Here is a 16937-nt window from a genome sequence, read left to right as displayed (position 1 = left end):
GAATTATCTCCGGAGGGCATGACCCTGATGAATAGCTAAGCTGGCACCCTGGTTATGGATAGGCAGAACGAAGGAAGTGAGGACTCCCCTTGTTGGGATGATCCTGTTGGACATGAGAGGTGAGCTGCCATATAGGGATGGGTATTACATCGAGGCCATTTAAAATAGTTTAGTGATGACGTTTTATTTGGTATACCCATTAACACTATATATCTGCCCTGTATGAGGTGAAGATCACTCCATAACCTTAGCTTCATTCATTATGAGGACTCAAAGAAGTATTGATTTTACTGAAGAAAACACTTGACTATATGGAGAGGGGATATACCATTAGGAATAAATTTGCAGAAATGTTATATGTGGGCTACAATTTAGACATATCATAATTGGGGCGGTAAATCATGGCAAGAATAAGGTTTGTAGAAACAGAATACCAGATTGAAGGAACGGCTGGTAGCAAATGAATAAGGAAGTGATAAGGTAATGACGGATATTGGGAAAATGTTAATTTATTTAGGTATAATCCTTGTCATAGTAGGTTGTGTAATTCATTTTGGTGGTAGATTCATTCCCTTTGGCAGTTTGCCAGGAGATATTAATGTGGAAGGGGAAAACAGTTCATTCCACTTTCCAATAGTAACCTGTATTATTATCAGTGTGGTTTTGAGCGTAATAGCAAATCTGTTTTTTAGGTAGGACGGTGTAAGAAATGAGACTTTTCATTGCGATACTTTTCGAGGAGCCCATTATAAAATCGCTTACCAAGCTGCAGGGCAGGTGGCGTGATATAGGTGTGCGTGGAAGATTTGCACCTGAACAAAACTTACATCTTACCTTGGCTTTTATCGGAGAGTACGGTTCGGCAGAGCCGGTTCTGGACGTTATGGATGCTGTTCCCTTTGCACCATTTTCTATAAAGCTCGATGGTATAGGCAACTTTGGTGATACCTGTTGGGTGGGTATAGAAAAGAATGAGGAACTATCAAAATACGTCAGTAGGCTCAGAAAGACTCTGGCAGCAAACAACATACCATATGATAAAAAGAAATTTTTTCCACATATTACCTTGGTGAGAAAAACTGCGCTGAATTGTGGGATGGAGGAACTATTGCAGAATCAACCTCAGGGAGAAATGTTAGTCAAATCCATCGATTTGATGTCCTCAACACGCGGTAAAAATGGTATGATTTATACCAGTCTAGGAGGCGTAGAGGCAAAGGATTTTAGGGAGTGAAAATATGACAATTATAAAGACGGTTCTGGGTGATATTACAGCAAAGCATTATGCTACGGCTATTGTAAACGCAGCTAACGAGAGTTTACTTGGTGGGGGCGGCGTTGATGGTGCCATACACAGGGCGGCAGGCCCGGAGCTACTGGCAGAGTGCCGTACCCTTAATGGCTGCAAAACAGGTCAGGCTAAAATTACCAAGGCATACAAGCTACCTTGTGACTATGTAATACATACCGTGGGTCCAGTATGGCATGGTGGGAGTCATGGTGAAGAAAAACTTCTGGAAAGCTGTTATAGGGAATCTCTTATGCTTGCTATTAGTAAGGGCATACGTAGTGTAGCTTTTCCTTCAATTTCGACTGGAGTGTATTCTTACCCAATAGAGAAGGCAGCTAAGGTTGCGGTGCGGACTGTAAGAGATGTGGTGGAGAAGTACCCGGAGGCATTTGATGAAATCTTGTGGGTGTTATTTGATGAGCGGACCAGAAAAGCGTATGAGAGTGAATTAGGGAATGAGAAGACATGAATTAAGTAATGTAGTAGAAGCTGCACTCTGGAATTTTGGATACGGCTGTAGCTGTTTATGGTTGCTGGAAGAGTAAGAAGGACACGATGAAATAGTATGATATGGAGCATTTGTAGAGAATCGCCAAAAGTTGGATGCTTGATGGCGGTTTTTCTTTTTTGCAAAACAACAATCTAATTAATTAATGAAAAATGATTGCCTTTCATGATAATATTATGTAAAATAAAATATATAATTAATAAAATTATGTAGAGGTGGTAATATTGTTTGCAAAATGTTGTGGTGCTACCACTTTGGGGGTGGATGGCCAGATAATAGATGTGGAGGTGGACGTTGCCAATGGTCTTCCTGGAGTGGAGATGATTGGGCTTCCGGATACCATGGTGCGGGAGGCAAAGGAACGGGTAAGGACTGCGGTAAAAAACTCTGGTATAAAAGTGATGCCCCAAAAAGTGACAATAAATCTGGCGCCGGCCGGCATTAGAAAGGATAGTCCTGGCCTTGATTTGCCCATTGCTATGGCTATGATGGCAGCTTATGGAATAATATCCCAGGAAAGCATAGAGGGAAATTTGTTTTCGGGAGAGCTGTCCCTTGAAGGCCAGGTTAGAGGCGTTGCTGGAATTTTGCCTATGGCCATAAAAGCAAAGGAAATGGGGTTTAAGGGCTTTTTTGTGGCTGGGGAGAATGTGAACGAGGCGCTTCTGGTGGATGGATTAGCAGTATATCGGGTGGAAACGTTACAGGGGTTAATTGATTATCTGAACGGGAAGGTGGTTTGGGAGCAATCAATAGCTTCGGAAGATGAACAGGAAGGAAAAGAGGCGGTCGAGGAGGATTTTGCTGATGTTCAGGGCCAGTTTGTGGCCAAACGGGCCTTTGAAATAGCGGCTGCAGGAGGACACAATATTTTACTGGTAGGCAGTCCCGGAGCTGGAAAGACAATGCTGGCTCGCCGTTTAAATTCTATCTTGCCTGAAATGACCCTTGAGGAGGCTTTGGAGGTAACTAAGATTTATAGTATTTCGGGAATGTTGAAGAAAAATAGTGGCCTTGTAACCAAGAGACCCTTCAGAAGTCCTCATCATACTACTTCGGCAGCAGCTATGATAGGTGGTGGCACTATTCCTCATCCCGGAGAGGTGAGCCTTAGCCATAATGGCGTACTGTTTTTGGATGAGTTACCGGAATTTAGCAAGCAGGCTTTGGAGGCCTTGCGTCAGCCATTGGAGGATGGGGTGGTAAGCATTGCCAGAGTAAACGCTTCGTTGACTTTTCCTTCCCGTATAATTTTGTGCTGTTCCATGAACCCATGCCCCTGCGGTTATTATAATGACCCGGAAAAACAGTGCGATTGCTCCTATCAGGAAATAAAGCGGTACAACAGAAAAATTTCGGGACCGCTGCTGGATAGGATAGATATTCAGATAAGGGTGCCACGGGTAACCTACAAGGAGTTAACAGCTACAGAAAAGGCGGAATCCTCTGCTGATATTAGAAAAAGAGTTTCTACGGCCAGAAATCGTCAGCTTCAAAGACTACGGAAATATGGCATTGTCTGCAATGCCCAAATGACCTCATCAATTTTAAAGAAAACCTGTAAAATTACCAAGGAAGCACAACGGCTGCTGCGTTCAGCATTTATTGATAAAAGTATGTCTGCACGTTCTTATGACAGAATAAAAAAGGTGGCTCAGACAATTGCAGATTTGGATGGCAGTGATGAGATAAAGGGAATCCATCTGGCAGAGGCCATTCAGCTTAGGAATGAAATAGGAGTGTGAAATTGGAAATTTAATATGAGGAATAAAAAGTGGAAAAAAATCGGGCCCTCACAATAGTGAAGGTCCGATCCTTTTAGTTACCAAGTATTACCTATCAATTGATTGGAATTTCATGGGAGATTTCTTCCACAGGAGTGGATAGCTTTGGCATGGTAATCGTTAAGACACCATCCTTAAAGTCAGCGTTGCATTTATTCTCATCGATGTTATCGATGTAGAAGGAACGGCTCATGCTGCCACAGTAGCGCTCACGGCGAATGAAATTGCCCTGACCATCCTTTTCATCCTTTGATTCTTCCTTGTTGGCAGAGATGGAAAGATAATTGTCTTTATAGGAAAGGTGTACATCTTCCTTGGCAAAGCCAGGCAACTCAGCCTTGAGTTCGTAGCTGTCACCGTTATCCTTCACATCCACGTTGAAGGACTTGCCACTAAAACCTGTGTCGCTGAAGATGCTTGCAATAGGTTGACTCATCCAGTTGAACAGGCGATCGAAGCCGTCTTCCTCACGTGCCAAATCATTTCTCATTGCGAATGGAACTAAGCCTAACATAATAACGATCCCCTTTCATTTAGATAATTGATTAATTTGGTGAGGTGGGGGATTTCTTCTTTTCCCCTTCCTCGATTATTATTATATACTTATAAGTCAAAAAGTCAATAGGTCAAAACGTAAAAATATAAAAATTTTCATATATGGATGATAGCAGGGGAAAATGCCGTTAAAATAAGGAAAAATATGAACAATGGCGTTATAATATAGACAAAGAAGAGTGTATAGAGGGGAGGTAGTCAGTATGCGGGTTTTAATAACGGATTCTTATGATCAGATGGGATTGGAGGCAGCCAAGATTGTAGCCGGTCAGATTTATTTAAAGCCCAACAGCGTATTGGGGTTGGCTACCGGCAGTACACCCCTTTCTATGTATGAACGGCTTGTGGCGGTACACAGGACAGTTGGATTGGATTTTTCCGAGGTAACCACCTTTAATTTGGATGAATATATTGGTATGGGACCGGACAATCCTCAAAGCTATCACTATTTTATGCAGAAGCATTTCTTTAAGCATATTAATATAAAACCGGAAAATGTCCATATTCCTAATGGCATGGCCCAGGATGTAATAGCCGAGGGAGAGCGTTATGAGCAGCTTATAGCTGCCAAGGGCGGAATAGATTTGCAGGTATTGGGAATCGGGCAAAATGCCCATATTGGCTTTAATGAGCCTGATGTGAAATTTGCGGCCACAACCCATAAGGTGGAGCTGGACGAGGAAACTATACTGGCCAATTCCAGATTTTTTAATAATGTGGATGAAGTGCCAAGGTATGCTATCAGCATGGGGATAAAGACTATAATGATGGCTGAGCGTGTTATATTGTTGGCTAATGGCAGGAATAAGGCAAGGGCGGTCTATAAGGCTGTTTGTGGTGATGTTACCCCAGAGGCACCGGCTTCAATTTTGCAGTTGCATAGAGATGTGGTGGTTATTTTGGATAAAGAGGCAGCAGAGCTGTTGCCAGCAAATGTTGTTAGCATCTGATAATTGTGTAGCTGTTAATCTGGATTTATATAGGTGTAATAGCATTTTGTAAACAGGACAGAAATGGTTTATGAAAGGGCATTGGAAAATGACAGATATTGGAAAGATGCTTATAATTTTAGGAATAATTTTGGTTGTGGTAGGGTGTGTAATTCACTTTGGAGGTAAAATCATTCCCTTTGGCAAGCTGCCTGGGGATATTAACGTTGTGGGTGAAAACAGCTCCTTTCATTTCCCTATAATGACCTGTATTATAGTCAGTGTTGTTTTGAGTGTGATAGCCAATCTGTTTTTCAGGTGAGGTGCATTATGGAGCAGTTTAAGCTGGAGATTTACATACCGGAAAGTCATTTTAAGGAGCTGCAAAGGGTGTTGCAGTCTGTAGATGCAGGACACATTGGCAATTACGACAGCTGCCTGTCCTATAGCCGTGTCAGAGGCACCTGGAGACCACTTGATGGTTCGAATCCATATATAGGGGAAGAAAATGTCATAAGTGAGGAAGATGAGCTGAAAGTGGAGGTAAATGTTCTAAAAGAAAATCTGCCTAGTACCTTGCAGGCCATCAGGAGTGTCCACCCTTACGAAGAACCGCTTATAAATGTTATTCCTCTTTATAACGAGCTTTAAGATGTCCCCTTCCTCTTTAGGTGGGGGAAAACAAACTACAACAGCTGGTGAGCATATCTCCCTGCTCGTTGAAACGCTAATTGGATGATTTTTCTTCTAAAGAAGAAAAATTTGAACAATGGCGTTATAATGAGGATTGAAACAAGATGATAAAACTCCCGGTATTATTTGATTATTGCATCTATATTCGGTTCACTGTAAAATAATAGTATAAACAACTTATAAATGAATTAATATTGAATGTGATAAAAAGGAGTTGTTTGCTGTGGCTGAACAGGTTCTTATTCAGTTTAGAGCTGATAAGGCTTTGAAAAAAGATGTGGCTGAGATTTATGAGCAGCTTGGTATGGATTTGCCAACCGCTTTTCGTATGTTCATGAAGAAAAGTAAAATGGTGAGAGGGTTGCCTTTTGATGCAGTATTGCCAGATGTGACTACTTCTAGGGAAGATTTTAGGAAGGCATTTTATGACTTGCGCGAGGAGGCAATAGATTTACAAGACATGTCACTTGACGAGATAAATGATGAAATATCAGTAGTGAGGGAGAAAAGTAAAAGGGGAAAAAGATGATTTATGCTGTAATAGATACAAATGTTTTTATAGCAGCGTTACTCACAAAGAATACAGACTCTGCTACTGTTAAAGTATATGATGCTATTGCTGATGGGCGGGTTACGATACTTTATCACCAGAAGATTCTCGAAGAATATTATGATGTATTGCATAGACCAAAATTCAAATTTAGTGAGGATAAAATTAAAAACATCATAGATATGGTCATAAAGTATGGTATTGAGGTATTCCCAAAGTCAACAGGAGAAATACTTGTAGATATGGACGATTTAGTGTTTTATGAGGTTGTCATGGAAAAACGAAGTGATAATTCATATCTTGTCACTGGTAATAAGAAGCACTATCCTATAAAGAGTTTTATTGTCACACCGGCTGAAATGATGGAAATATTGAAAAAAGAATAATGGTTCACCGGTTGACCAGAGGTGAAAAAGAAAGGTCGTCAGTTCAAAAATGAGCTGTTGTCCTTATTTTTTGTGTACTCATGCTGGGGAATATGTAGAAAACTGTTGTTCAATAAGGAATGTTTATTTAGACTGGCAGATGTGTCTGCCAGTTCAGACCGTAGACATACAGTCCTTCTAGTTATCCACTAACTAGGTAGGACTGTATTTTTTATGCGTATTTTTGTTGCCAGATAGGAATTATTCTTAAATTCCAGGACAAGTTTTGTAATAAAGCGACAATAGTTGGTGAGAGCGTGCCGGCCCTCTTCTTCCAAAGAGTAAGTTTTTTCAAATTCATGCACGCAAAAGTAAGCGTCACCTGCATTTTAATTTTTGCCAGGCCACGCATTGTAGCATATCTTAATCCATGTTTTTCCTTTGCATCTGCAAAAACTCTTTCAATGGTTTCTTTTCTTTGTCGGTAGATATCCCTGTACTTTGGAATATAGCGATATTCTTCGGCTTTTTCCAAATAATCTGCCCATACATGGCGAGTTACTGTTTTCACATGATTGCAGCTTGCTGTACATTGGTTGAGATACGGACATTGGGTGCATTCCTTACCATCACTTCTATATTCTTTGTACCCATCCCTTGTGGTAGTGGCATACTTTAGAATCTTGTTTGCAGGACAAATATAGCAGTCATAATACTCATCATATACGTATTCATACTTGCGGAAGAATCCTTCCTTGGTCATTGGCCTTTTGTAAGGCACTGCCGGTATTTTACCACTAGATATTATTTCTCTCATTATGCCGGGGGTTTTATAACCCGCATCTACAGCCACAGTTTCTATTTCATCAGCAAAGGGAGAGATTTTTTTATATACGTCGTGAAACATCTGGCTGTCATGAATATTACCGGCCCCAACGTGGAAACCAATAATAAAATTGTGACGATCACATGCAGTGTTAGCTACATAGGCTATACAACGCTAATGTTCACCTTTTACGAAAAGTCCACTGTCTGGATCTGTTGTACTAACTGTGCGTGTAGTTTCCTTTGGTGTTTCATCTTTCTTTAGAGGCGATTTGCCATGCCTGCTCCTGTCGTTGTTTATTTCCTTGTCGAGTTCATCCTGGTATTGGCGAGCAGACTTGGTAACAGATATTTTTTCAATTTTATTGCGGTTAGCACTTGCCTTGATGTGCGTACCATCAATGAAAATGGCACTGGCATCTACAAAACCGGCATTAACGGCCTCCTGCAATATATGGTTGAATATATGTTCAAAAATATCTGTATCCTTAAAACGGCGCACATAATTCTTTCCAAAAGTTGAAAAATGAGGAATAGGTTCTGTAAGACCATAACCAATAAACCACCGATATGCAACATTAACATTAATTTCCTTGATGGTCTGCCGCATACTACGAATACCAAAAAGATACTGAATGAACACTATTTTAAAAAGTGATACCGGGTCAATACCTGGACGGCCAGCCTCATAAGAAGAATACAATCCCTCTACTTCATCATATATGAAACTAAAGTCAATGGCACGGTCAATAGCCCGCAGAATATGATCCTTAGGAACAAGGTCTTCAAGTGATATGAATTGGATTTGTGACTGTAATTCACGGTTTTTCTTTCTATACATAAAACATGCCCCCATTAATGTTAATTATACCATTAATGGGGGCAGGCTTGTTTATTTGTCTACAGTCTGGACTGGCAGATGTGTCTGCCAGTTTTTTGTTGTCGGGAGTTTTATTTTTCCTCAAAATAATGTCCATATTTAGGATTTTATTCCTTTATTTAGGAATGTTTTTGGATTTCCTATTATGGTATAATATTGGAGATGTTCTTTTACTGGAAATAGATGTTTTTTGAGATAGTTTTGAGGTGTTTGGCTTATGATTACTGGGAAGACAAAGACATTGGCGGTTATTGGCAATCCTGTGTCCCATTCATTGTCACCGGTGTTCCAGAATGCGGCTATTGAGGCAGCAGGTCTGGATTACATTTATACGGCATTTCCTGTGGCGGATGGCAAGCTGGAAGCAGCGATAAATGGCATGAGGGCTATGGAAATTTCTGGTCTTAACGTCACTATTCCTCATAAGGAAAGGGTTATGAAATACCTCGATTCTATCGACAGGGATGCGGAAATCCTTGGGGCAGTGAACACCATTGTAAACAAGGATGGTGTTTTAACTGGCTATAATACAGATGTAAAGGGTTTTGTCGGTGGCATGAAGGAAAAGGGCTTTGAGCCGAAGGGGAAAAAGACGGTTCTTCTTGGTGCCGGCGGGGCGGCCAGAGCCATTATTTGGGGCCTGATTCAGGAGGGGGTCGCTTCCCTTACTATTGGTGTACGCAATGTGCCAAAGGTTCGTCCTCTGGTGGAGTATTTTTCCAAATACATGGAAATAACCCTGCTGGACTGGAGCACTGCGGAGTTTGAGACTGCATTGGAAAAGGCAGAGCTTCTCATAAATGCCACTCCACTGGGAATGTGTCCCTACGTGGAGGCTATGCCGCCTGTGAACTGGGATAAGGTGCCAAAGGGGATTTTGGCCTATGATATTATCTATACGCCGGCGGAAACTCTTTTCTTAAAGACAGCCCGTGAGCATGGCTGTGAGACCCTCAATGGTGAGGCTATGCTTGTAGGTCAGGGGGCTGAGTCTATGCGTCTTTGGGCTGGTATTGAGCCAGATACTGAGGTCATGAAGAAGGCCCTGCGTCAGGCTTTGGAAGAACGAAAATAATAAATCGGAGTTTTGTTTTTAGATGATTGGTTTTTTAAAGGGAAAAGTAGAATACATTTTTATAGATTATTGCCTCCTGGATGTGGGAGGCGTGGGCTACAGGGTATTTGTGTCCAATAATACCAGGGCCCGACTCAGACAGGGGCAGGCTGCCATGCTGTTTACCCATCTCAGTGTTCGGGAGGATGCCATGCAGCTTTATGGCTTTTCCACCCAGGAGGAGTATGACCTATTTCAGCTTCTGATTGCCATTAGCGGCATTGGTCCAAAGGTGGCAATGGGTATTATTGGCTCCATCACTCCTGAAGGGCTGGCCCAGGCGGTTCAGAACAAGAATGTAAAGGCTCTTATCGCACTGCCGGGGATTGGCAAAAAATCTGCAGAGCGTATGATTCTTGAACTGAAGGATAAGCTGACCTTCAGTGGCAATGATGATGATATACAGCACGTTGGAGGTCTCTTCGGGGAATCCCAGGTGGGCGAGGATATCTTAAGTGAGGCAACAGCGGCCCTTATTTCTCTTGGCTACAGTCAGGCGGAGGTTAATACAGCCTTCCAGAATATGGGAAAAATTGACCCCGAGTCTGATGTACAGAATGTAATTAAGCTGGCGTTAAAGCAGCTTTCCAGGAGGTGATAGGGGATGGAGGAAATAAATTTTGGCGATGACCGAATTGTTACCATGAACGAGCAGTCAGGTGATGACTGGCAGTATAGTCTGCGTCCCCGTCACTTGCGGGAATATATTGGTCAGGACAAGGCCAAGGATAATCTGGATATTTTTATAAAGGCGGCTCTCAACCGTCAGGAGGCCTTGGATCATGTGCTGCTTTATGGCCCTCCGGGATTGGGCAAGACCACCTTGGCGGGGATTATAGCCAATGAAATGGGGGTTAATTTTCGTATAACCTCTGGCCCTGCCATTAATCATTCCGGTGATTTGGCGGCACTTTTAACTAATCTTAATGAACGGGATGTACTCTTTATAGATGAGATTCACCGCCTTTCACGAAATGTGGAGGAGGTGCTTTACTCTGCCATGGAGGACTTTGCCCTGGATATTGTCATCGGCAAGGGGCCAAGTGCCCGCTCCATACGTCTCGATATTGCACCGTTTACATTAATTGGTGCCACCACCAGAGCGGGAGCCCTGGCAGCTCCTTTGCGTGACCGCTTTGGCGTGATTTCCCGTCTTGAATACTACAAGCCTGAGGATTTGGTTCTGATTATAAAGCGGGCGGCGGAGATACTGGATATTGGTATAGAAGACAAGGGAGCACTGGAGATTGCCCGTCGTTCCCGTGGTACTCCACGTATTGCCAATCGCCTGTTAAAGCGCGTCCGGGATTTTGCTCAGGTAACAGGGGATGGGGTTATTACTGATCAGATAGCGGATGAAGCCTTGATGCGCCTTGAGGTGGACAAGATGGGTCTTGACCACACTGACAGACGCATGCTGGATTCCATGATAAAGAAATTTGGTGGCGGACCTGTGGGTATAGATACTTTGGCGGCGGCCATCAGCGAGGAAAATGATACTATTGAGGATGTCTATGAGCCATATCTTTTACAGCTTGGGTTTATAAACCGTACCCCAAGGGGGCGGACGGTGACCAGAGCAGGTTATGAGCACATGGGCATACCTTATCCGGAGATGGAATAATGAATTTATTGCTTCATATGTGCTGTGGGCCCTGCTCCTGCTACCCCGTGAAGAAGCTGCGGGAGGATGGTATCGAGCCTACGGGATATTTCTTTAATCCCAATATTCACCCTTACAAGGAATGGGAAATGCGGCTTAATGCGGCCAAGGAATTTGCCCAGAAGGTGGATATGAAGATAATTACCGATGAAAATTATATGCTGAGGGATTTTCTGAAGAAGGCACTGGCAGCGGAGTCCGTGGAGAATGGCCGCTGTCGTATGTGCTACACCTGGCGTCTGGAGCAGACGGCCAAATATGCGGCGGAAAATGGCTTTGAGGCCTTTACATCGACACTGTTTTACAGCATTTATCAGCAGCATGAGCTTATGAAGGACACAGCCCAGCATTTTGCCGATGTGTATGGCGTGAAGTTCTATTATGAGGATTTTCGTCCTGGCTGGCAGGAAGGCATTGACATCAGCAAGGAGCTGGAGCTTTATCGACAGCCATACTGTGGTTGTATTTTCAGCGAGGAAGAACGCTACAGTAAGGCAATAAGGAAGCAGCGGAAAAGGAAGCCAAGGCCAGAAAAAGGGCTATGATGGAAGCGCTATGATGGAAGCTGCAGAAAAAGCTAATAATAATATTGAGGTGGGGTAGATGATGAAAAAATCTTTACATAAAAAAATCGCACAGTGTATGTTGGCGGCTTTTATTGGTTCCCTTGGTACCATGGTGCTGACCTGTGGCATGTCTGCTACTGAGGCCAGTGTTATCACTCCGGATACCGGTACAAAGCCAGCTGCAGTCCCTAAAAAGACAGACCCGCCTAAACCAACTTCTTCTTCATCAACTCATAAGGATGAGAAAAAAGAGGAGACTGCACCAGCTTGGAAGCGCAATGCCGGCGTTGACAATGTTATCAGAATTGGCGTTGGTACAGGCGTGGTGAAGGGTGTTATTAGCTCTGTAAATGGTATGAACGCTCTCGGTGGTGATAATGGCAAAAAATATGGTGATTATAAGAGCAATATAGTTGCCAGTGTTTCTGCAGAGGGGAATAAGCTGGTGGTGAATGGTAAAAACACCGGTGTATCTTCTTTGGTGTTTGCCCCTGTGGAGACAGCATCCAGTGGCAAGATTAAATATAATGGACACGAATATCGCGGGCAGATGGTGGTCAGCGCTGAGGGAGGCAAATTGCTTATCGTAAATCGCCTGTCCTTGGAGGACTATATCAAAGGGGTACTGCCTTCTGAAATGACTCCATCTTGGAACAGTGAGGCCTTGAAGGCCCAGGCGGTGGCGGCAAGAACCTTTGCCTTATATACAAAAAATCAGAAAGCCCATCTGGGCTCCGGCTACGATCTTTGTGATTCCACCCACTGTCAGGCCTATGATGGATTGGCAAATGAAGCGGATTCAACCTCGGCGGCGGTGGATGCCACCTATAGTCAGATTATGACTTACCAAGGTAAGGCGATTTATGCACCATATCATTCTTCCTCTGGTGGTTCCACGGAAAACTCCGAGGATGTTTGGGGCAACTATCTGCCATATCTGCGTTCAGTGCAGGATGACGACAGCAAATCCCCTTATCATAACTGGTCTGTACGTTTTACTGCGGCCCAGGTGCAAAAGCTGCTGAGTGCTGCGGGGAAAAATATTGGTCAGCTTAAGGGCATTTCCATGACAGCTGTGAAGGGTAGCTCCAGCGTCAATGGTGTGTTGGCCTCCGGCAGAGCAAACGGAGTTAAATTTGTGGGTACAGGTCAGACCATCGTATTGAGTGGTCAGGATGTGCGGAAAATTTTTGGTCTTAAGAGCACCTATTTCAATATTCGCACAGAGCGGCCAGCTACCATACCGCCTATCAAGAAGGATGTTAAGGGCGCTGCTTCCACCCAGACTATTGATGCGGCTCCGGCGGCTATGCATGGCACAAATCTTAAGGTGGAGGGTGCCAATGTAGCCATAATTTTTGACGGACACGGCTTTGGTCATGGCTTGGGTATGGCTCAGTACGGTGCCAAGGCTATGGCAGATGCAGGTAAGAAATTTGATGAAATACTGCATCACTACTATACAGATGTGGAAATCACAAAGCTGTATTAATATATGGGAGATAACTTAAAGAATGAAATTAACTGAATTTGACTATAATTTACCAGAGGAGCTTATTGCCCAGACCCCGGTGGAGCCTAGAAACTCCTCCCGCCTTATGGTGCTGGATCCTGTGGATGAAACTATAGAGCATAGACATTTTTACGATTTAAAGGAGTATTTGGAGCCGGGGGATACCCTGATTTTCAATGATACCCGAGTTTTGCCAGCCAGACTTTTGGGGTGGCGTGAGGGTACTGGCGGTAAGGTGGAGGTTTTCCTTCTCAGACGCATTGACGGTGATACATGGGAAACCTTGGTGAAACCAGGCAGAAAGGCCCGTGAGGGCCAAGTGGTCCGCTTTAGTGATGAGCTTACTTGTATTGTGCAGGACAGTACAGATTTTGGCGGTCGTATTGTAAAATTTAACTACGAAGGCATTTTTGAGGAGATTCTTGACCGTCTGGGTGAGACACCGTTGCCTCCGTATATCCATGAGAAGCTGGAGGACAGCGAGCGCTATCAGACGGTATATTCCCGTGAAAAGGGTTCTGCAGCAGCCCCGACAGCTGGTCTGCACTTTACCAAGGAGCAGATGGCAGAATTGAAGGATATGGGAGTAAATTTAGGCTTTGTTACTCTTCATGTGGGGCTGGGAACCTTTAGACCAGTGAGCGTTGATAACATTGAAGAGCATGTTATGCACAAGGAATATTACAGCATTTCCCAGGAGACGGCAGAACTCATAAAGGCCACAAAAGCGGCAGGGAAGCGGGTTATTGCAGTGGGCACCACCTCTATCCGTACCTTGGAATCTGCAGCTACATCCGTGGGAGAGATAAATGGACGTACTGATTGGACAAATATCTTTATTTATCCTGGATATGAGTTTAAAATAGTAGATGGAATTATTACAAATTTTCATCTGCCTAAGTCTACCCTTATAATGCTGATCAGTGCCTTTGCGGGGCGTGAGTTCGTGCTGAAGGCCTATGAAACGGCAGTGGAGGAGAAATATAGATTCTTTTCATTTGGGGATGCTATGATGATAAAACGGAAGGGATAATTCTATGAACAAAAAAGCTGTACAGGCCATGCAGGGTTTTCTTGAAGCAGTGGGAGTCGATCTCAAGGCTTCAGGAATGGAAAAGACCCCTGAACGGGTTGCTGGGATGTATGAGTACCTGTTCAATGGAATAGGTGTCAGCACTGATGATGTGTGGGGAGAGCTTTTCAAGGTAGAAAATGAAGGCATAGTGGCTGTAAGGGATATCCCTTTTTATTCCATGTGTGAACATCATTTAGTGCCATTTTTTGGTAAGGTGTCCATAGCCTACAAGCCCCATGAAGGTTCCATTGCTGGCTTTAGCAAGTTTACTCGCATGGTAGAAATTATTTCTCATCGGCCGCAGCTTCAGGAGCGCATGACTGAGGATATCGCCAGGGCTGTGGAGCAGGGCTTGAAGGCTGATGGCGTGCTGGTAATCGTGGAGGCACAACAGCTTTGCATGATTATGCGTGGAGATATGGCCCATGGTTCAAAGACAATAACATCTTCCACCCGTGGCTGTTTCAAGAGCGACAGGGAGAGCTATCATCAGGCCTGGAATATGTTAGGATGGGATAATAATGAGTAAGAGAGTTTATAAGTGGCCCGATGGAAAGCAGCTGGAGATTGGCTCCCGCACACTGATTATGGGGATTTTAAATGTTACCCCTGATTCATTTTCCGATGGGGGCAAATGGAATACTGTGGATCATGCCTTGCAGCACATGAAGGAAATGGTGGACGCAGGGGCTGATATTATAGATATAGGTGCTGAATCCAGCAGACCAGGTTTTAAAACCATGTCGGCAGATGAAGAAATAGAAAGATTGAGTCATTTCTTGGAGCCGGTGCTTAAAGAATGTCCGGTGCCTGTTTCCGTAGATACCTTTAAGGCTGATACTGCTGAATATGCAGCCTCGAAGGGAGTACATATTCTGAATGATATTTGGGGCCTTCAGTATAAGGAGGAGCCGGGGAAAATGGCTCGGGTAGCTGCCAAATATGATTTGCCGGTGGTGGTTATGCACAATCGGGATTCTAAGGAATATGATATAGATATAATGGATTCCATGAGGAATTTTTTCAGTGATAGCATTAAGATTGCCAGAGAAGCTGGGATGAAGGAGGAAAATATAATTCTTGATCCGGGCATTGGCTTTGGCAAAACCGTGGAAGGTAATCTTTATGTAATGCAAAATCTGGAAAAAATAAAAAATATAGATGGTGTGGACTATCCTGTATTGCTGGGTACCAGCCGCAAGAGCTTTATTGGCAATACCTTGGATTTGCCTGTGGAGGAGCGCATGGAGGCTACGGGAGCCACCTGTGTTATGGGCATAATGAAGGGATGCGATATTATGCGCATTCACGATGTTTTGCCTATTTCCCGTATGTGCCGTATAACGGATGCTATTTTGGAGGCGAAAGCGTGAAGGATAGTATTTTTCTTGAGGGGATGGAATTCTTTGGCAGACACGGGGTTTTGCCGGAGGAACAGCGGCTGGGTCAGCGGTTTATTGTTGATCTGGTCATGAATTTGGATTTGCATAAGGCAGGGTACACCGATGATTTGGAGGCTTCTGTTAATTATGCAGAGGTTTTTGCCAGGGTTAAGGAGATTGTGGAAGGAGTTCCGGTTAAATTGCTGGAATGCCTTGCGGACAGAATTGCCCAGGCAGTATTTGAGGGCTTTTCCTTGGTGGAAAGCCTGGAGGTCACCATTCATAAGCCCGGGGCTCCAATACCCGGTATCTTTAAGGACGCTCAAATAAAAATTCGGCGTCAGCGACATGAATATATTTAAGTGTTTTAAATATAGAGAGAGTTATGTTTTTATGTATTAAGCGCAAGTAAAGGAATGAGTGAAATGAAGAAGACGTATGAGTGCTACATCAGTATCGGTTCCAACATGGGGGATAAGGAAGCGACCATCAGAAAGGCTATCAAAATGTTAGCGGCTTCAGACAAAATTCATTTAGTCAGTGTATCATCCTTCTATGAAACACCACCATGGGGGAAGTCCGATCAGCCATTGTTTTTTAATGGTGCCCTCTGTGTAAAAACAGAGCTTGAGCCTCTGGAGCTTTTACATGTGTGTCAGGATATAGAAAAGCAGCTGGGGCGTGTTCGTCACACTCATTGGGGACCTCGTACCATAGACCTTGACCTTCTTTACATTGAAGGGGTGGAGATGGATACTCCGGAGCTTACCCTACCTCATAAGCACATGCTGGATAGGGCATTTGTGCTGGTTCCTTTGTCTGAGATTGCTCCGGGCCTTCGGATAAAAGGTAAATTTATCGGGGATTACCTTCTTCATGCCAGAGACAAGGACGATATGGTGCTGATTAAGAGAATACGTCAAAGACAGGAAGCATAAGCAACCTGGTAATATGTAAAGCTCATTTTTCAAAAGTTTTGCAAGCAAATCCTTAAATTAGCGTGCACTTAACAGGCCCCTGGACAGTAAACCTAAAATCCAGAAGGCTTGTTCGTAAAATATTAAGATTGGCCTACTCTGTTTTCGGAGTAGAGCTGATTCTTGGCCAGCAATCCAAAAATCAACTTTATTGCTTTACGAGCTGTGAGAGCGAGTGCACGTTTATGCTGATGGGTTTTAACCTCAGCGTATTTCTTGTAGTAAAACTCACTGTATTCTTGGCAGTGTAGTCTTATATGGCTGGTA

Annotated in this window: 20 protein-coding genes and 2 pseudogenes; 19 read left to right on the top strand and 3 right to left on the bottom strand. The window is 43.6% G+C overall.

The annotated features are described in order from the left end of the window. Positions 1-483 precede the first annotated feature (483 nt). From B6K08_RS13265 to B6K08_RS13250, 4 genes are all read left to right on the top strand, one after another. Positions 484-696 carry a DUF2905 domain-containing protein gene (locus tag B6K08_RS13265; protein WP_039209283.1) on the top strand — a complete coding sequence of 71 codons (213 nt, stop codon included), beginning with the start codon at positions 484-486 and terminating at the stop codon, positions 694-696. Positions 697-709: 13 nt separating this feature from the next. Further along, positions 710-1234: an RNA 2',3'-cyclic phosphodiesterase gene (gene thpR / locus B6K08_RS13260; protein WP_039209279.1), complete on the top strand. Its 525-nt coding sequence runs from the start codon at positions 710-712 to the stop codon at positions 1232-1234. Positions 1235-1238: 4 nt separating this feature from the next. Next, on the top strand, positions 1239-1760 hold the full coding sequence (locus B6K08_RS13255; protein ID WP_039209276.1) for an O-acetyl-ADP-ribose deacetylase: 522 nt from the start codon (positions 1239-1241) through the stop codon (positions 1758-1760). Positions 1761-2023: 263 nt separating this feature from the next. Beyond that, positions 2024-3544, top strand: a complete 1521-nt coding sequence (locus B6K08_RS13250) for a YifB family Mg chelatase-like AAA ATPase (RefSeq protein WP_039209273.1) — start codon at positions 2024-2026, stop codon at positions 3542-3544. 94 nt (positions 3545-3638) lie between these two features. Here the strand turns inward: B6K08_RS13250 and B6K08_RS13245 are convergent, their stop codons facing one another. After that, positions 3639-4097 carry an Hsp20/alpha crystallin family protein gene (locus B6K08_RS13245; protein WP_039209270.1) on the bottom strand — a complete coding sequence of 153 codons (459 nt, stop codon included), beginning with the start codon at positions 4095-4097 and terminating at the stop codon, positions 3639-3641. Positions 4098-4341: 244 nt separating this feature from the next. Between B6K08_RS13245 and nagB the strand changes: the two genes are divergently transcribed. From nagB to B6K08_RS13220, 5 genes are all read left to right on the top strand, one after another. Then, positions 4342-5088 (top strand): glucosamine-6-phosphate deaminase, encoded by a 747-nt coding sequence (nagB, locus tag B6K08_RS13240; RefSeq protein WP_039209267.1) that lies wholly within the window; start codon positions 4342-4344, stop codon positions 5086-5088. Between the two features lie 88 nt (positions 5089-5176). Further along, positions 5177-5389 (top strand): DUF2905 domain-containing protein, encoded by a 213-nt coding sequence (locus tag B6K08_RS13235; RefSeq protein ID WP_039209264.1) that lies wholly within the window; start codon positions 5177-5179, stop codon positions 5387-5389. A gap of 8 nt (positions 5390-5397) precedes the next feature. Next, complete coding sequence (locus B6K08_RS13230) at positions 5398-5718, top strand: YqfO family protein (RefSeq protein ID WP_039209260.1); 321 nt, start codon at positions 5398-5400, stop codon at positions 5716-5718. Between the two features lie 265 nt (positions 5719-5983). Further along, a complete protein-coding gene (locus B6K08_RS13225; RefSeq protein ID WP_039209257.1) occupies positions 5984-6289 on the top strand; it encodes a type II toxin-antitoxin system RelB/DinJ family antitoxin in 306 nt (101 codons plus the stop codon). After that, positions 6286-6696 (top strand): putative toxin-antitoxin system toxin component, PIN family, encoded by a 411-nt coding sequence (locus B6K08_RS13220; protein WP_039209254.1) that lies wholly within the window; start codon positions 6286-6288, stop codon positions 6694-6696. The genes B6K08_RS13225 and B6K08_RS13220 overlap by 4 nt, the downstream gene beginning before the upstream one ends. A gap of 211 nt (positions 6697-6907) precedes the next feature. On the opposite strand, the pseudogene B6K08_RS13215 reads toward B6K08_RS13220, so the two are convergent. Then, a pseudogene (locus B6K08_RS13215) lies at positions 6908-8341 on the bottom strand (IS1182 family transposase). Positions 8342-8597: 256 nt separating this feature from the next. Here B6K08_RS13215 and B6K08_RS13210 point away from each other — a divergent pair. The 10 genes from B6K08_RS13210 to folK all read left to right on the top strand — a co-directional run bounded on the left by B6K08_RS13210 (position 8598) and on the right by folK (position 16631). Then, positions 8598-9455: a shikimate dehydrogenase gene (locus B6K08_RS13210; RefSeq protein ID WP_039209250.1), complete on the top strand. Its 858-nt coding sequence runs from the start codon at positions 8598-8600 to the stop codon at positions 9453-9455. Positions 9456-9477: 22 nt separating this feature from the next. Further along, complete coding sequence (ruvA, locus tag B6K08_RS13205; protein WP_039209246.1) at positions 9478-10092, top strand: Holliday junction branch migration protein RuvA; 615 nt, start codon at positions 9478-9480, stop codon at positions 10090-10092. 6 nt (positions 10093-10098) lie between these two features. Then, positions 10099-11118 carry a Holliday junction branch migration DNA helicase RuvB gene (ruvB, locus tag B6K08_RS13200; protein ID WP_039209242.1) on the top strand — a complete coding sequence of 340 codons (1020 nt, stop codon included), beginning with the start codon at positions 10099-10101 and terminating at the stop codon, positions 11116-11118. Then, positions 11118-11702: an epoxyqueuosine reductase QueH gene (locus B6K08_RS13195; protein ID WP_080326327.1), complete on the top strand. Its 585-nt coding sequence runs from the start codon at positions 11118-11120 to the stop codon at positions 11700-11702. The genes ruvB and B6K08_RS13195 overlap by 1 nt, the downstream gene beginning before the upstream one ends. 58 nt (positions 11703-11760) lie before the next feature. Then, on the top strand, positions 11761-13215 hold the full coding sequence (locus tag B6K08_RS13190) for a SpoIID/LytB domain-containing protein (RefSeq protein ID WP_080326326.1): 1455 nt from the start codon (positions 11761-11763) through the stop codon (positions 13213-13215). Positions 13216-13237: 22 nt separating this feature from the next. Next, positions 13238-14269: a tRNA preQ1(34) S-adenosylmethionine ribosyltransferase-isomerase QueA gene (queA, locus tag B6K08_RS13185; RefSeq protein ID WP_039209235.1), complete on the top strand. Its 1032-nt coding sequence runs from the start codon at positions 13238-13240 to the stop codon at positions 14267-14269. Between the two features lie 4 nt (positions 14270-14273). Further along, complete coding sequence (folE, locus tag B6K08_RS13180) at positions 14274-14840, top strand: GTP cyclohydrolase I FolE (RefSeq protein WP_039209232.1); 567 nt, start codon at positions 14274-14276, stop codon at positions 14838-14840. Beyond that, entirely contained in the window at positions 14830-15684 is an 855-nt protein-coding gene (gene folP / locus B6K08_RS13175; protein WP_039209229.1) for a dihydropteroate synthase, read from the top strand. Before folE ends, folP begins: the two co-directional genes overlap by 11 nt. Continuing rightward, positions 15681-16055: a dihydroneopterin aldolase gene (gene folB, locus B6K08_RS13170; RefSeq protein ID WP_072033476.1), complete on the top strand. Its 375-nt coding sequence runs from the start codon at positions 15681-15683 to the stop codon at positions 16053-16055. The genes folP and folB overlap by 4 nt, the downstream gene beginning before the upstream one ends. Before the next feature lie 63 nt (positions 16056-16118). Next, positions 16119-16631, top strand: coding sequence for a 2-amino-4-hydroxy-6-hydroxymethyldihydropteridine diphosphokinase (folK, locus tag B6K08_RS13165; RefSeq protein ID WP_039209226.1), 513 nt, complete (start codon positions 16119-16121; stop codon positions 16629-16631). A gap of 122 nt (positions 16632-16753) precedes the next feature. On the opposite strand, the pseudogene B6K08_RS14155 reads toward folK, so the two are convergent. Next, positions 16754-16937: pseudogene (locus B6K08_RS14155) on the bottom strand (IS110 family transposase); the annotation flags it as partial.

It is taken from the genome of Anaerovibrio lipolyticus DSM 3074 (assembly GCF_900141865.1).
In the GTDB taxonomy this organism is placed as follows: domain Bacteria; phylum Bacillota; class Negativicutes; order Selenomonadales; family Selenomonadaceae; genus Anaerovibrio; species Anaerovibrio lipolyticus.
Note: the sequence above shows the minus strand (reverse complement) of the source record. Positions and strands in the feature narration are given on the sequence as shown.

Coding starts and splice junctions, on each gene's coding strand:
- B6K08_RS13265 (WP_039209283.1), top strand. CDS start 484: ATGACGGATATTGGGAAAATGTTAATTTATTTAGGTATAATCCTTGTC.
- thpR (WP_039209279.1), top strand. CDS start 710: ATGAGACTTTTCATTGCGATACTTTTCGAGGAGCCCATTATAAAATCG.
- B6K08_RS13255 (WP_039209276.1), top strand. CDS start 1,239: ATGACAATTATAAAGACGGTTCTGGGTGATATTACAGCAAAGCATTAT.
- B6K08_RS13245 (WP_039209270.1), bottom strand. CDS start 4,097: ATGTTAGGCTTAGTTCCATTCGCAATGAGAAATGATTTGGCACGTGAG.
- nagB (WP_039209267.1), top strand. CDS start 4,342: ATGCGGGTTTTAATAACGGATTCTTATGATCAGATGGGATTGGAGGCA.
- B6K08_RS13235 (WP_039209264.1), top strand. CDS start 5,177: ATGACAGATATTGGAAAGATGCTTATAATTTTAGGAATAATTTTGGTT.
- B6K08_RS13230 (WP_039209260.1), top strand. CDS start 5,398: ATGGAGCAGTTTAAGCTGGAGATTTACATACCGGAAAGTCATTTTAAG.
- B6K08_RS13220 (WP_039209254.1), top strand. CDS start 6,286: ATGATTTATGCTGTAATAGATACAAATGTTTTTATAGCAGCGTTACTC.
- B6K08_RS13210 (WP_039209250.1), top strand. CDS start 8,598: ATGATTACTGGGAAGACAAAGACATTGGCGGTTATTGGCAATCCTGTG.
- ruvA (WP_039209246.1), top strand. CDS start 9,478: ATGATTGGTTTTTTAAAGGGAAAAGTAGAATACATTTTTATAGATTAT.
- ruvB (WP_039209242.1), top strand. CDS start 10,099: ATGGAGGAAATAAATTTTGGCGATGACCGAATTGTTACCATGAACGAG.
- B6K08_RS13195 (WP_080326327.1), top strand. CDS start 11,118: ATGAATTTATTGCTTCATATGTGCTGTGGGCCCTGCTCCTGCTACCCC.
- B6K08_RS13190 (WP_080326326.1), top strand. CDS start 11,761: ATGATGAAAAAATCTTTACATAAAAAAATCGCACAGTGTATGTTGGCG.
- queA (WP_039209235.1), top strand. CDS start 13,238: ATGAAATTAACTGAATTTGACTATAATTTACCAGAGGAGCTTATTGCC.
- folE (WP_039209232.1), top strand. CDS start 14,274: ATGAACAAAAAAGCTGTACAGGCCATGCAGGGTTTTCTTGAAGCAGTG.
- folK (WP_039209226.1), top strand. CDS start 16,119: ATGAAGAAGACGTATGAGTGCTACATCAGTATCGGTTCCAACATGGGG.